The sequence below is a fragment of the Moritella sp. Urea-trap-13 genome (assembly GCF_002836355.1).
Classification (GTDB): Bacteria; Pseudomonadota; Gammaproteobacteria; order Enterobacterales; family Moritellaceae; genus Moritella.
This window is the reverse complement of the sequence record NZ_PJCA01000031.1, coordinates 1,065,388-1,079,846: the sequence shown is the minus strand read 5'-3', so window position 1 is coordinate 1,079,846 and position 14,459 is coordinate 1,065,388. Positions and strand designations below refer to the sequence as shown.

The window sequence follows — 14,459 nt, the reverse complement described above, 5'->3', positions numbered from 1 at the left end:
TGAAGTGGGCTTTTTTTTATCTCTTAGATTGTTTCTATTTCACGCTATTTTCCTGTATCCTCGCGCCTCAAATTCAATGTAAAAAATATTGAATAAATCAAATTTAATTTAATTTAATTAAATCGAATATAAAGGTAATCCGTTGAGCGTTTATAAACAAATATCCTTAAGAAGTAAGCTACTGATCACTAGTTTTGCCATTATTGTGTTAATGGTGCTATTTATGACCATTAATCTGGGTAACTCGTTAGCAAGCATGAATAAGGATATTGCCGATAAAACCTCGCTAGCGATGGATGAGCAAGTGATTGCCAGACTGACATCGGAAGCAGATAGCTTTGCACAAGAAGTCAGTGGTTTCATGAATGAGTCTTACAAAACCCCACTCATCGTCAGCAATATAATTGAACAGAGTATGTTGGATGACAATCAAGCCTTTAATCGCGAGCTGATGAGTCAATTAGTGGGTTCTGGCCTGGCTGAAAATAATAATTTAAGTTCGATGTATGTGCAGTTTGAGAAAAATGGTTACGATGAAAATGACCACTTATACTTAAACTCCGAGGCTCTTCATAGTGTGCCTAAAACGGGTAGCTTAGAAATTTATTGGTTCAAGGAGTCTGCAAATAACTTAAGCCAAGAACAAGTGGAAGATCCGAACGAGAAGTATATTGATACTAAAAATGAATTTGGTATTCGTGAAGCAGAGTGGTTTCTTTGCTCGAAGGAGTCTTTACAACCTTGTGTGATGGAACCTTACCTTGCCGAAGTTACCACTGGCCATTCAGAGATGATGACTAGTTTGACGGTACCAGTGATCAATAATGGCCAATTTAAAGGCCTTGTTGGCGTCGATCTTAATCTGCCTGTCTTTAGTAAGATGACGACCGATCTGAGTCGTAAATTGTATGATGGTAAAAGCAAAGTCACGCTCTTGAGTTCGTTAGGACTGATAGTAAGTTCGAGCCATTATCAAAACAAATTAGGTCGTCCATTAAAAGAAGCCCATAGTGACTTTGATAGTAAATTATTAACCCTGTATAAATCCGGTGGTTTTTTAGAAAAAAATGGCATTTATTACGTTAGTTTACCGATCTCTATTGCGGCGGCTAACACCACTTGGTCAATATTAATTGAAGTGCCTAAAAGTGTGGCCCTGTCAGCGCGTGATGAGCTAACGGAATTAATTGATACTATTGTGGCATCTATTATTACTCAGCAGATCGTGATTGCCTTGATCTCATCTGTGCTGGCATTGCTGGTTATGTTTGCGTTAGTAGCATCAATTGTTAAACCTATCAACACCTTAAATAGTGCGATTAAACGTCTGGCGAGTACCGATGGTGATTTAACTCAGGAAATAAACATTGATACCCACAAAGAGTTGATTGAGTTAAGTGATAGCGTTAATCAATTTATGTATAAATTGCGAGTGATGATTGATTCGTTGAAATCGGTCAACAGCAAGGCACAAGGATTGTCGAAAAACGCGACAGTTATCAGTGATAATACTCGCCAAGCGACAAGTTCACAGCAGGCTGAGATCATCAGTGTTGTTACTGCGACTAACGAAATGTCGACTGCAGCGCACGAAGTATCGCGATTTGCCTCTGATGCGGCGGATAATACCACAAAAGTACGTGATGAGATTAGAGGCTCAAGTCAGTTATTAGCCGATTCGGTTACTATGGTTAAATCATTGACCGAAGACATGCAAGCTGCGACAGTTTCTATCTCTGAGGTGGCTTCTCGCAGTGAAGATATCAATAAGATCATTGATGTTATCCGCGCGATTGCACAGCAAACCAATCTATTGGCATTGAATGCGGCAATTGAAGCCGCTCGCGCCGGTGAGCAAGGCCGTGGTTTTGCGGTTGTCGCGGATGAAGTTCGTAGCTTAGCATCTAAAACCCAAGCGTCGACGGAAGAAATAAATAATATGATCAATGCCTTGCAGCTTGGGGTTAACTCGTCGGTGACAATTATTGAACAAGGCGCAGATAAAGCTAATCAAGCAATGTTGAAAACGCAATCGTCTTATGATTCGTTGCATACCGCGCTACAGGATGTTGATCTGATCAGTGACGACATTACTCATGTGGCGACAGCGGCAAGGGAACAGAAAGCGGTAAATGAAGATATTAATCGCAATTTAACCTCGATTGGCGATGAGTCTTCAGCTCTGGCAACAATGGCTGAAAACAGCGCTGAGTTAAGTGATAAACTGCAAGCCGAAATGAACGCAGTAGAACATCAGTTAGCGTTATTGAAAACCTAATTTTTTGGTTAAACTGTCATTTTATTAACAGCATGACTTGATTAAGTTCGCGTTGTTGAAATAACAGCACATATTGGATCTGAGAACAAAAAGGCACACTTTACCATTTGGTGAAGTGTGCTTTTTTGTTATTGCGGTTTTTAGCATTACCGATTTATCAGGTGAGCAGTTAACTTGCTTGGGCCAATGTTTGGTCTGCTTGGGCTAATACATTGCTATCAGCGATTAAGCGTTTACCTCCTTCATCAAACAAATGTAAATGTTGTTTGGCGATATTCAGGGTTAACACTTGTTTGCTTGCAAAGTGCAGTTCGGGTGTTAATGCAGTAAATACTTTGTCATTGACTAAACCATGTACCAGCTGATTTGGCCCTAATGGTTCAACCGCTTGCACGGTAAGCGAAAAACTTAATCCTGACTTTGAAGGCTCTAAAACAGCATGCTCAGGTCGAATACCTAATTGGATATTCTGTGCGGATAAATGCGCGTATTCAGCGAGAAATATACTCTGATGCTCAAAGTTGATCACGCCATCAGCAATTTCTGCTTGATGAAAGTTCATCGCCGGACTACCAATAAAGCTAGCGACAAAAGTACTTGCAGGCTGATGATAAACTTCAGCGGGCGTACCAACTTGTTCTATTTCACCCTGATTCAAGACAATAATACGGTCAGCTAAAGTCATGGCTTCTACTTGGTCATGAGTAACATAAACACTCGTCACCGCTAATTCTCGCTGCAGCTTCTTAATTTCTAAGCGCATATGCGCACGTAATGATGCATCTAAGTTTGACAGTGGTTCATCAAATAAAAACAGCTGCGGGTCACGTACAATAGCGCGTCCCATTGCGACTCGTTGACGTTGGCCGCCAGATAACTTAGCTGGTTTCCGATCTAAATAATCAGTAATCTTTAAGGTAGCCGCGACTTTTTCAATTTTTGATGCGATCGTTTGTTTATCTACACCACGGTTTTTTAAGCCATAGGCTAAGTTTTCATATACGCTCATATGCGGGTATAACGCGTAGTTTTGAAATACCATGGCAATATCACGACTGGCGGGTTTTTCTGTATCAATACGACGATTATTCAGCTGTATCTCACCACCTGTGATTGATTCTAAACCGGCGATAGAACGTAAAATAGATGATTTACCACACCCTGATGGGCCAACTAATACAATGAACTCACCTTGTTTAATGTCGATTGAAACGCCTTTTACTGCTTGGTGGCCGTTGTCGTAAGTTTTAACTAAGTTTTTAAGTGCTAACATATTTTATCTCTTTACAAATTAGGTGCTGGCGATGTTGCCGATTATGCTTGTGGTTATCAGCATAATCACAACAAGGACTATTTTTCTGTTTCAACGAGGCCTTTAACAAACCAACGTTGGAAAATGATGACGACTAAGATGGGCGGTAGCATGGCGAAGATAACTAAGGCAAATGCTTGGTCATAACGGGGCTGGCTGCTTTGGCTAATGTCACTGAGTGTTTGCTTAATACCCATGACAATGGTGTTGTAGCTTTCATCTGTGGTCATCATGATTGGCCATAAATACTGATTCCAGCCGACCACAAACATAATAATGAAAATTGCGGCGATCATGGTTTTCGATAACGGCAGTAAAATATCTAAAAAGAAGCGTATCGGTCCGGCATTATCAAGCTGTGCGGCTTCGAGTAATTCATTGGGAATAGTGCGGAAAAACTGGCGAAAAAAGAAAGTCGCTGTTGCCGACGCAATGAGTGGCAAGATCAAGCCTGAAAAACTGTTGAGCATGCCTAAATTGGCAACAACTTCGTATGAAGGGATGATGCGAACCTCAAGCGGTAGTAGCAAGGTAACAAAAATAAGCCAAAACCACAGCGAAGCAAACGGCATGCGGAAGTAAACCAGTGCGTAAGCGGCCATCATTGAAATGATGATCTTGCCGATAGCAAAACCAAGCCCCATGATCATCGAGTTGATAATCATAGATTTAGCGTTTACATCACTGCTAAAGCCGATACTCTTGTTCCACACTTCGGTATAAACACTGGTGAAATTACCACCGGGTAACCATTGTAGTCCATCACTGATAATTGTATTTGGATTGTGTGTCGAGCTGGCGAATATTAGCCAAATCGGGATGATCATAAACAGTGCGCCGATAATCAGGATCACATGATCGAACCATTGATTTTGTTTCATAATAAAATTCTCATTATTGTTAATTGAGCTGCTATTAATAGTGCACACGTTTTTCGACAAACTTGAATTGCACCCAAGTCAGCGCCAATACTAAAACCAATAGCACCACTGATTGAGCGGCACTGCCACCGAGGTCTGTGCCAATGAAACCATCACGATAAATCTTATACACCAGTGATGTGGTACCGCCACCAGGACCGCCTGACGTCAAGGTATCGATCACCCCGAAAGTATCAAAGAAGGCATAGGTCAAGTTGATTACCAATAAGAAGAATCCGGTTGGCGCAAGGAGTGGGAAAGTGATAGTCCAGAATCGGCGACGGTCACTTTCACAATCGAGCATTGCGGCTTCATTCACTGCATAGGAAATGGACTGTAAACCAGCTAGAAAGTAGATGAAATTGACGGAGACTTGTTTCCATACCGAGACTAAAACTAATACAAACGACGCATCAAAAGGATTTGTATATAAGCTAAAGTCCCAACCTAAGCTAGCAAATATATCGGTGAAAACGCCAATGTGCGGATTGAAGATAAACCCCCCCATAATACCGGCTACGGCTGGTGCTACAGCATATACCCAGGTCAAGGTGATCTTGTAAGCGCCTTTGCCATGCAAAATATTATTAGCTTTAACGGCCAGTAGCAGGGCTATAGACAAAGATAAAAAAGACACGACCACAGCAAAACCAAGGGTAAAAAATACGGATCTTAAATATTCTGCAGAATTAAACAGGATGCTGTAGTTTTCTAAACCGACGAATATCGATGATTGACCCCATGGGTCCTCTAACATAAATGACAGATAAACAGCTTCAGTAGCGGGATAGAAGAAAAATACCGCGATAATTGCAATTTGGGGCACTAATAGAATATAAGGCAATGCCGAATGGGTAAATTGTTGGCGTTGTTCCACAATGAAAACCTAATGAATTGAAAGGGAAAGGTAACTGTGGCGCACGTAACGTGAACCACAATCAGTAGTAGACTATCGAACAGTACGTGCAAAACGGCTTAAGATAACCTGGCTTTCTTTATCGATATTGCTGAGTGCTTTTTCTACCGAAGTACGGTTAGCAAAAACATTATCAAATTCACGATGCATGATCTCTTGGATTTGTGAGTAGAAACCTAAGCGATAACCTTTGGTCCATTCACCACCCGGTAAACTTAATTGTTTAACACCTACTTCAGCATCCGGTTGTTCTTGGTAGTAACCTGATTTTTTAGTGAGTGCATAAGCGGCTTTCGTTACTGTTACGTAACCAGTCGATTTATGCCAGAACATTTGGGTTTCAGGGCTGGTTAAGAAGCTAAAGAATGCGGCAACGCCTTGCTGTTGTTTTTTGGGTTTACCATCAATAGCGAATAGTGCTGCACCACCAATAAAGGTACGGCCAGCCTCTGCATTAATCGATTTCCAGTACGGTAGGTAGGTTGTACCCAAATCAAAATCAACGCGATTACGTAAGCCACCAAATGAACCTGATGAACCCATCCACATTGCTACTTGTTGTTTTTCAAATGGTGTTTGGTTAGCATTCCAGTCAGAACCGTAATACTTGTAATAGCCTTTGTCAGACCAATCTTTTAACTTGTTAAAGTGCATCGCTATATCAGGCGTATTTATCATGATTTTGCTTGCTGGTGCATCAAAGCCATTATGCTCATTGGCGACAGGTAAGTTATGGCGTGATTTGAAGTTTTCGAACATGATCCAAGGCGTCAATGATTGTGAGAAGGTCGCGTAACCTTGGTCTTTTAGTTTCTTCGCGACTTGTTCCATTTCTTCATAAGTCTTAGGTGCATCAACACCCACTTTAGAAAGAATGTCTTTGTTGTAATAAAGCACTGGTGTCGAACTGTTGAACGGCATGCCAATCATTTTGCCATTACTGTCAGCGTAAAAGTTACGCACACCAGCAATATAGTCTTGATTGTTAAATCCATAACCTGATTCAACCAGAATATCTTCTACTGGCTTCGCCACGCCTCGGGCATTGATGATCGTCGCTGCACCGACATCAGCAACTTGTAGAATGTTTGGCGCTTGGTCTGCACGATAAGCTGCAATACCGGCGGTAAGTGTTTCAACATAAGAACCTTTAAATACCGGAGTGATGTTGTATTCATCTTGTGAGGCATTAAAGTCACGCGCAATTGTATTTACGGTTTCACCAAGTTGGCCACTCATCGCGTGCCACCAAGTAATATCTGTTGCAGCCATCGTTGTGCTTGATAGTAATGTTGCAAGAACACCTGTCATCAATTGTTTTTTCATCTCAATCCCTAATGATTATCTAGTTAATCGCTATATTTGATGTTCATTGTAGGGGTTGATGATGACAGTTATGTTTCACTTTTGTTGTGCTAGTGTGACAATTAAACTCCTGTATCGGTAAAGTAATATATAATCTATTATATTATGATATTTTTTAGTTAATTAGCAGGGATGAAATATGAAAAAAAGTCTTATCGTTCTATTATTTACGGCACTATTTCCGGCATTGTTATCTGGTTGTGCAGGCCTAGGTGTAGCGACAGTCGGCGCGGTTATGTATTACAAAAGTCAAAGCCATGAAGTGGCGACGGTCGACATTAAAGCGCCTGCTGCTAATATTTACAACACCGCACTTAATATCGTTAATAACAACGCCAATGTAGCGCTTGTACAACAAGATGATGCTGCAATGTTATTGGATATTAGCCAAGATGATACTGCTGCAAGTATTAAAGTTGCGCAGGTCAGCCGTAGTATTTCGCAATTAACGATTAGTGCAGATAGCAGTGAAAGTGATGGCGCTAGTCGTGTACTGGAAGGGGTATTTAAGATCTGTAAAGAACTGAATGTAGAATGTCAGCTAAGCGAATAGTTCGTATTAATAAAAATATACATGGATATTGAAGGCTTATGCTTACTTTTGCTTATCCTACATATTAAATTAAACCTGATACATTAATCTTAAAATTTTAAATAAACAGGATTAAAACTTCATATCTTAGCCATTTTTTAGATATTGGCATATAATTGTATTCCATGAAGTAGGGTTGTTATAGACCCTTACATTTGACTAATCGACGTCATAAAAGGCTAGCCGTTACGACTATCCTTTTATAGTGACCAACGAGTGAAAACTGGTTGTAGTGGTAGAAGTTGAAGGTAGAGAATACAATGCAATTTATAAATAATTACAGAGGAATTGCAATTTTATTGATCGTACTGATCCATGCTATCGGCACGATTAATAATGATGACTCGGCTATTTTGCATAGTCTCGGTTTGTTACTCGATAACTCAACAATTTTGTTTGTTGTTGTCGCTGGTTACTTATTCTCATCGTTATCAACAAACTTTAATTACCTACAATATTTAAAACATAAATTTAAAATCATTATTATTCCTTATTTCTTTTTTTCTCTTCCGGCTATTTTCATCTATATGTCGGGGCTTAAAAGTACCCATTTCTGGATTGATATGGATTGGATTAATAGCTTAAGTTTTGTTTCTCAGTACTTGTATTTTATGGTGTCGGGAGCACACCTGGTCACGCTGTGGTTTATCCCCATGATCATTCCCCTGTATCTTTTTAGTCCGGCCATGCTCTATGCTAAAAATAAAAAAATATTAGGGATTTTTTTTCTCGTGTCTTTAATTCCTGCATTGTGGTTTGGGCGACCGGAATTTAGCGTGAATAATGCAATTTGGACGGTATATTTTTTACCAACTTATTTACTTGGCATGTTACTTTGGCAGCAACCACGTATTTATGAAAAATTAGCAAAATACAGCGGATTAATTTTATTTAGCTATATAGTTGTTTACCTTTGGTTGTCATGGGATTCTGCATTTAGTACCTCGGTAGATCTGTTGTGGAAAATGGCCTTATCGGTGATTTTGATAGCATTCTCAAAACGTCATTTAGCCAAGAAAAATAAGTGTCTAAATATGTTTGCACGGTTAAGTTTTTATTTATATTTTGTACATGGCTATTTTATTGCGGCGTTCCGTATACTGTATACCCAATACTTTAGTGCCGAAATGACGGGATTATTTGCAGCATCAGCAAGCTTCGTATTAACACTGCTTTTCACGTTAGCCTCGTTTGTGATGATTAAATTAATCTTACACGAAAAATCAAAAATTTTTATCGGATTGTAAACTCGTTTTTTGATACCTAAATATTGTCGTGTCATAGATACAAATTGGACGTGCCTATGCTTATAAAGGTAAGGGGGTATGTATGTTTTTTAATGATTTACGACGATTTGAAAATAATATTGCGGTAATTGATACAGCCAGTGGTAATACCATAACTTATGCGAACCTTGATCATCAAGTCGATATATTAGCGCAGCAACTTGGCGATAATAAAGCCTTGGTATTTATTGAATCAAAAAACACTATTCAGTCGGTGGTTTGTTACTTAGCCTGCTTAAAGAGTAACAAGGTCGTTTATCTTGCCGATGATTTTGCTAGTGATAAGTCAATTCAACTGATTAATCATTATAACCCAAATATACTGATTAATGGCCTCGGTGAGATTTATCACCATTCGCAAAACTGCTACCGGTTACATCCAAATCTAGCCTTGTTACTGTCGACATCGGGCACCACGGGAACGCCTAAATTTGTAAAATTAAGCACGATTAATATCCAGTCTAATACAGAGTCGATAGTTGAATATCTGCAGTTAAATGAGGACGATATTGCTTTAGCACATTTAAAGCTGCACTATTCTTATGGTTTATCTATTTTACATTCTCATCTGCAAGCCGGTGCATGTACCGTATTTACCCCACACAGTGTATTAGATGCCGGTTTTTGGCATGACTTAGCTATGTACTCTGCGACTAGTTTCGCTGGTGTACCTTATACGTTTGAAGCCTTGTTAAAGACCGATTTTGATTTTAAAAAATACCCTACGTTACGCTATGTCACTCAAGCGGGTGGTAAGTTAGAGGGGTATTTGGTGAAAGAGTATGCCTTACAAGCACAAGCAAGTGGGGTTGAATTTTTTGTCATGTATGGCCAAACAGAAGCCTCGCCGAGGATTTCTTATCTTCCTCCGCACCTCACTGTCGATTTTCCAAATACGATCGGGCGGGCTATTCCGCAAGGCGAGTTGTCTATCGTTGATGACGAAGGTCACGAGATTAAGGCATTAGATAAGTCAGGTGAACTTGTTTATCGCGGTAACAATGTGATGATGGGTTATGCGCAGTCAGTTGCTGATTTAGCTGGTGATGAGACGCCTGAACTGTTGTTGACAGGTGATATTGCTTGTCGTACACAACACGATCTGTTCTATTTAGTGGGGCGAACCAAGCGGTTTGTGAAGTTATTTGGGTTGCGAATAAACCTGGATGATGTACAAAGTTTTGTTAAAAACAATTATCCACATAGTGCGGTAACAGGTAATGATGATGCCATTATGATAGCCCTAGAAACGGCCGATGATAATGTCGATAACACACAGCTGTTAACGCTGTTAAGTGAAAACTATTCATTGCCGCGCGACAAATTTATCATCACTACATTTAATGCAATACCGCTATTGTCTAATGGTAAATATGATTTTAGAGCAATAGCAGCGCATATCTATAAAAAGCCTGAGCTTGGTTTTATTCGACGTACGCTACGTTCTATTTCAACTATTTTAGAGTTGGACGAGAAAGAGTGGGAGAGCATTAGCCACTTATTTATTGATGCATTAGGTCTAAATGAACTATCCCCCAATGAAAACTTCCACAGTTTAAATGCCGATTCATTATCCTTTGTTTATTTATCTGTTGAGCTCGAGCACTGTTTAGGCAGCGAGTTACCTGAGCAATGGCAGCAATGCAGTGTGGCTGAATTAGAGCTGATTTATGCGACGGTGCGCTTTAATGAATAGATCACCCGCTATTTATTGATGGTTTTTTGCAGTTTAGTTAATGGCGATGGTTTAGTTAATGAATCACCGTATAATTTATTTTATTGTTCATTATTGTTGTGTTTAGGTTAAATCAAGGTTTACCTGTCGTTAAATGCACCTCCATAGGGTTGTTTTTAAGAATGTTGATTTAGATCAGTTTTTTAGTTTTCCAGTACGCTAGTATCCGCGTGATTAATCTAATCAAGGAGGCTATGTTGGTTAACACGTTTAAAACCCTACTTAAATTTATGTTGGGCAGTATCAGGGATCTTGCTCCCATCATTGTTGTTATCTTATTCTTTCAGTTAGTGGTTATTCAACAGCCGCTGCCGAATGTCGGCCAACTGCTTATTGGCGTCTTGTTTGTATTATTAGGACTCACCTTCTTTATCCATGGCCTTGAACAGGGCTTATTTCCTATTGGCGAATCAATGGCGCATGCGTTTGCGCGTAAAGGCAGCGTTGGCTGGTTATTAATCTTTGCATTTTGTCTTGGTTTTGGAACGACAGTTGCTGAACCCGCATTAATAGCGGTTGCTGCGGAAGCGGCGAGAGTGGCAGCCAGTGGTGATCTTATTGGTAGCACCCAAGTAGCTATGGATGAATACGCACAAGGCTTAAGAATGAGTGTGGCCTTGAGTGTCGGTATCGCAATCGCAATCGGTGTAGTGCGTATTATTAAAGGCTGGCCACTGCAGTGGTTTATCATCGGTGGTTATGTGCTGGTGGTGATCATGACTATGTTTGCGCCGCCAGAGATTATTGGTATTGCTTACGATTCCGGCGGTGTCACGACATCTACGATCACTGTACCACTGGTTACCGCGCTCGGTGTTGGTCTTGCTTCGTCTATTAAAGGCAGAAATCCGATGATTGACGGTTTTGGTTTGATCGCGTTAGCGTCGCTTAATCCGATGATCTTTGTAATGGCTTATGGAATGGTGATGCTATGACCTTGGTTGATATGTTCAGTCAGATTGGTTCGACGATTGCGACCACGTTTCATGATGTGTTGCCGATTGCGGCGATATTATTTGGTTTCCAGTTTGCCGTTATTCGTAAACCGCTACCGAACCTAGGCCGTGTACTAATGGGCTTTTTATGGGTATTGATCGGTTTATCGCTGTTTTTGATTGGTCTGGAGTGGGCGCTATTTCCACTTGGACGCTTGATGGCTCAGCAGCTAACAGATCCGGCTTTTCTGGCGAGTGTGAACAATGTCGAAGTCGTTACTGAAAGCGTACGTGAACTGGTTTGGACTGATTATTACTGGGTTTATCTATTCGCCTTCTTAATTGGTTTTGCGACTACGATTGCTGAACCATCTTTGATTGCAGTCGCGATCAAAGCCAATGAAGTTTCAGGTGGCGCGATTGGCGTTTGGGGTTTACGTCTATCTGTTGCCTTGGGTGTGGCGATTGGTATCTCACTCGGTTGTTATCGCATTGTGGTCGGCGACCCTATTCATTGGTACATCATGGCGGGTTATGTGGTTGTGGTCTTGCAAACCCTTGTCGCGCCTAAATTAATTATTCCATTGGCTTATGATTCAGGTGGTGTAACGACATCGACAGTAACAGTACCGTTAGTTGCGGCACTTGGATTAGGTTTAGCGGAAACGGTACCGGGACGTAACCCTATTATCGATGGCTTTGGTCTTATTGCCTTTGCAAGCCTGTTTCCGATAATGTCGGTAATGGCGTATGCACAAATATCGCAATGGATTAGTACTCGTGACAAAAAGTCGCAACAAACTAGTTAGCGCATGTTTACGAGTTATTGCAATTACAGTAACAGTTAAATTTATGAATTGTTGGAGAATAAAATGCATTTTAAATTAATCGTCGCCTTTGTCGATGCTGGTCTTACTGACGGGATCATGGATACTGCACGTAGTGCGGGTGCGACAGGCGCTACTATTATTAATAACGCCCGAGGCGAAGGGCTTAAGCAATCGAAAACCTTCTTTGGTTTAACGCTAGAAACCCAGCGCGATGTTTTATTATTTATTGTTGAAGAACATTTAAGTCGACATATTTTAGAAGAAATCAATAAAGTCGGTGAGTTTGATAAAAAACCAGGTTCAGGTATTGCGGTACAAATCGATGTGGAAGATGCCGTCGGTGTGAATCATCAAATTAGTCAATTAACCAAAACTGTGGAGAATGAACTGTGACCAAAAATCCAATTAAAGCCAATGCTGTTATGACACAAAAGTATATTTGTATGGACGGTATGCAGACCATTCGTGAAGCGATAGATGCCATGAAAAAGCATGATTCTAAAGTGATCATTGTTAATAAGCGTGATCAACATGATGCTTATGGTATTTTGGTATTATCAGACATTGCTAAGCAAGTATTAGCCAAAGATCGTTCACCCGATCGTGTTAATATTTATGAAGTAATGGCAAAACCAATCGTTTCTGTACCGCCAGAAATGGACATTCGTTATTGTGCACGTTTGTTTGAGCGCTTTGGTTTATCCCATGCCCCGGTGATTGAGAACGAAGGTATTCTGGGTCTGATTGGTTATAAAGAATTGGTTTTACACGAATTAGAGAATTAGCTAGATAAGCTATTTGTTTATTTGTGACAGTCACAAAATAGAAAAATGGCGGTTATGTTCTATTGTAATAATAGTGACATAGCCGCCATTTTGTTATCTAAAAACTGTTCTAAATTATATCGGTAGTTATTCTAACGATATAAAGAGCCAGTACTAAGATGCCAGAACTAAAATGATCAGTACAGGGCATACCACGCGTACATACCAAGGCCAGATTTTCCAGAATAAACCATCTTCTAGTTCAGGATTGCCTTGTTTTATCTCGCTAAGCAGTTGATCACGATGCCATACCCAACCAACAAGTAATGCAAATAGCAGAGAAAGAATTGGTTGTGCATACACAGTTGTTGCCGTGATCACTAACCCGAACAGATCTCCGAAGTTGAAGATGATAACGGTTGAAACTAGCGTAATAATACCGCCAATCCACCATACCACCGTACTACGTTCTTTATTCAATTCTTCCGTTGCACATGATACTGGTACTTCTAACATTGCAATTGATGATGTTAGGGCAGCAATCAGCATTAATAGAAAGAACAAGATACTGATGACAATGCCCATAGCGCCCATGCTATCAAACATTGCAGGAAGCACGGTGAACACTAAAGTATCAGAACTCAGCAGTGCGCCGGCAGCGTCGTAAATCTCAACCCCGTTTTTCTGTGCCACAAACATTGCTGGTAAAATGAGTAGACCAGCGCCAAATGCAACACCGGTATCAAGCAAGGCAACTTGTGCGGCTGTTTTTGGAATGTTGGTATCTTTGCTTAAGTATGAACCGTATACCATCATTGCACATACGCCCAATGATAATGAGAAGAACGCTTGGCCCATCGCACTGATCACTAAATCTGAACTTAGGTGTGAAAAGTCTGGAATCAGGTACATTTTAAGACCTTCAGTTGCGCCGTCTAAGGTTAGGATATACGCTGTCATCAAACCAAATAAGATAAATAGTACGGGCATTAAACGTGAAGACCAACGCTCGATACCGTCTGTTACGCCACTTCTTACAACGCGAACGGTCATTATCATGAAGATAATCATCATCACTAAGTTACGCTCGGTACCAAATGCATTCACCCATTCAGCGGCGCTATCTAGCCCTACAAGCGTAAACAGTGGTGATAATAATGAACCTAATAACCAACCCGCGACAATTGCGTAAAAGCTTAAGATCAACGATACCGCGATCATGCCTGCGATACCGAGACCCGTTGCAGCCATTTTTTGTTTAGGCCAAATCGATTTGATTGATTTAATCGGGTTTGCTTGACCATGACGGCCTATGGTTAGCTCTGCTACTAGTAATGGGTAAGCGAGAATAAACACCATAAGTAAGTAAACAAGTAAAAATACAGCACCACCATTACTGGCTGCTTGAGTTGGAAAACCCCATATATTACCGACACCTACAGCAGAACCAGCTGCTGCCATGATGAAGCCGAAACGAGACGAAAATTGTGCTCTTGAACCTGTTGCCATTATTTATTCCAACGTAT

Annotated in this window: 13 protein-coding genes; 8 read left to right on the top strand and 5 right to left on the bottom strand. The window is 40.5% G+C overall.

Annotated elements, in window-relative coordinates; all coding sequences use genetic code 11:
• Positions 1 to 223: 223 nt before the first annotated feature.
• A complete protein-coding gene (locus CXF93_RS12845; RefSeq protein WP_198551655.1) occupies positions 224 to 2,278 on the top strand; it encodes a methyl-accepting chemotaxis protein in 2,055 nt (684 codons plus the stop codon).
• Positions 2,279 to 2,447: 169 nt separating this feature from the next.
• Here the strand turns inward: CXF93_RS12845 and ugpC are convergent, their stop codons facing one another.
• The 4 genes from ugpC to CXF93_RS12825 all read right to left on the bottom strand — a co-directional run bounded on the left by ugpC (position 2,448) and on the right by CXF93_RS12825 (position 6,752).
• Positions 2,448 to 3,551, bottom strand: coding sequence for a sn-glycerol-3-phosphate ABC transporter ATP-binding protein UgpC (gene ugpC / locus CXF93_RS12840; RefSeq protein WP_101062886.1), 1,104 nt, complete (start codon positions 3,549 to 3,551; stop codon positions 2,448 to 2,450).
• Between the two features lie 77 nt (positions 3,552 to 3,628).
• Positions 3,629 to 4,471 carry a sn-glycerol-3-phosphate ABC transporter permease UgpE gene (gene ugpE, locus CXF93_RS12835; protein WP_101062885.1) on the bottom strand — a complete coding sequence of 281 codons (843 nt, stop codon included), beginning with the start codon at positions 4,469 to 4,471 and terminating at the stop codon, positions 3,629 to 3,631.
• Between the two features lie 34 nt (positions 4,472 to 4,505).
• Complete coding sequence (locus CXF93_RS12830; RefSeq protein ID WP_101062884.1) at positions 4,506 to 5,387, bottom strand: ABC transporter permease subunit; 882 nt, start codon at positions 5,385 to 5,387, stop codon at positions 4,506 to 4,508.
• Positions 5,388 to 5,459: 72 nt separating this feature from the next.
• On the bottom strand, positions 5,460 to 6,752 hold the full coding sequence (locus tag CXF93_RS12825) for an extracellular solute-binding protein (RefSeq protein ID WP_101062883.1): 1,293 nt from the start codon (positions 6,750 to 6,752) through the stop codon (positions 5,460 to 5,462).
• A 178-nt stretch (positions 6,753 to 6,930) separates the two neighbouring features.
• Here CXF93_RS12825 and CXF93_RS12820 point away from each other — a divergent pair, with 178 nt between their 5' ends.
• From CXF93_RS12820 to CXF93_RS12790, 7 genes are all read left to right on the top strand, one after another.
• Entirely contained in the window at positions 6,931 to 7,344 is a 414-nt protein-coding gene (locus CXF93_RS12820; RefSeq protein WP_101062882.1) for a DUF3568 domain-containing protein, read from the top strand.
• Positions 7,345 to 7,643: 299 nt separating this feature from the next.
• On the top strand, positions 7,644 to 8,630 hold the full coding sequence (locus CXF93_RS12815) for an acyltransferase (protein ID WP_101062881.1): 987 nt from the start codon (positions 7,644 to 7,646) through the stop codon (positions 8,628 to 8,630).
• An 82-nt stretch (positions 8,631 to 8,712) separates the two neighbouring features.
• Positions 8,713 to 10,365, top strand: a complete 1,653-nt coding sequence (locus tag CXF93_RS12810; RefSeq protein ID WP_101062880.1) for a non-ribosomal peptide synthetase — start codon at positions 8,713 to 8,715, stop codon at positions 10,363 to 10,365.
• Between the two features lie 233 nt (positions 10,366 to 10,598).
• Positions 10,599 to 11,339, top strand: coding sequence for a DUF1538 domain-containing protein (locus CXF93_RS12805; RefSeq protein ID WP_101062879.1), 741 nt, complete (start codon positions 10,599 to 10,601; stop codon positions 11,337 to 11,339).
• The gene (locus CXF93_RS12800; RefSeq protein WP_101062878.1) at positions 11,336 to 12,148 is read left to right on the top strand and encodes a DUF1538 domain-containing protein; all 813 of its coding nucleotides are present in this window, start codon (positions 11,336 to 11,338) and stop codon (positions 12,146 to 12,148) included. The genes CXF93_RS12805 and CXF93_RS12800 overlap by 4 nt, the downstream gene beginning before the upstream one ends.
• 63 nt (positions 12,149 to 12,211) lie before the next feature.
• Positions 12,212 to 12,562 carry a P-II family nitrogen regulator gene (locus CXF93_RS12795; RefSeq protein ID WP_101062877.1) on the top strand — a complete coding sequence of 117 codons (351 nt, stop codon included), beginning with the start codon at positions 12,212 to 12,214 and terminating at the stop codon, positions 12,560 to 12,562.
• A complete protein-coding gene (locus CXF93_RS12790; protein WP_101062876.1) occupies positions 12,559 to 12,954 on the top strand; it encodes a CBS domain-containing protein in 396 nt (131 codons plus the stop codon). Before CXF93_RS12795 ends, CXF93_RS12790 begins: the two co-directional genes overlap by 4 nt.
• A gap of 153 nt (positions 12,955 to 13,107) precedes the next feature.
• Here the strand turns inward: CXF93_RS12790 and CXF93_RS12785 are convergent, their stop codons facing one another.
• Positions 13,108 to 14,442 (bottom strand): sodium-dependent transporter, encoded by a 1,335-nt coding sequence (locus CXF93_RS12785; RefSeq protein ID WP_101062875.1) that lies wholly within the window; start codon positions 14,440 to 14,442, stop codon positions 13,108 to 13,110.
• Positions 14,443 to 14,459 lie beyond the last annotated feature (17 nt).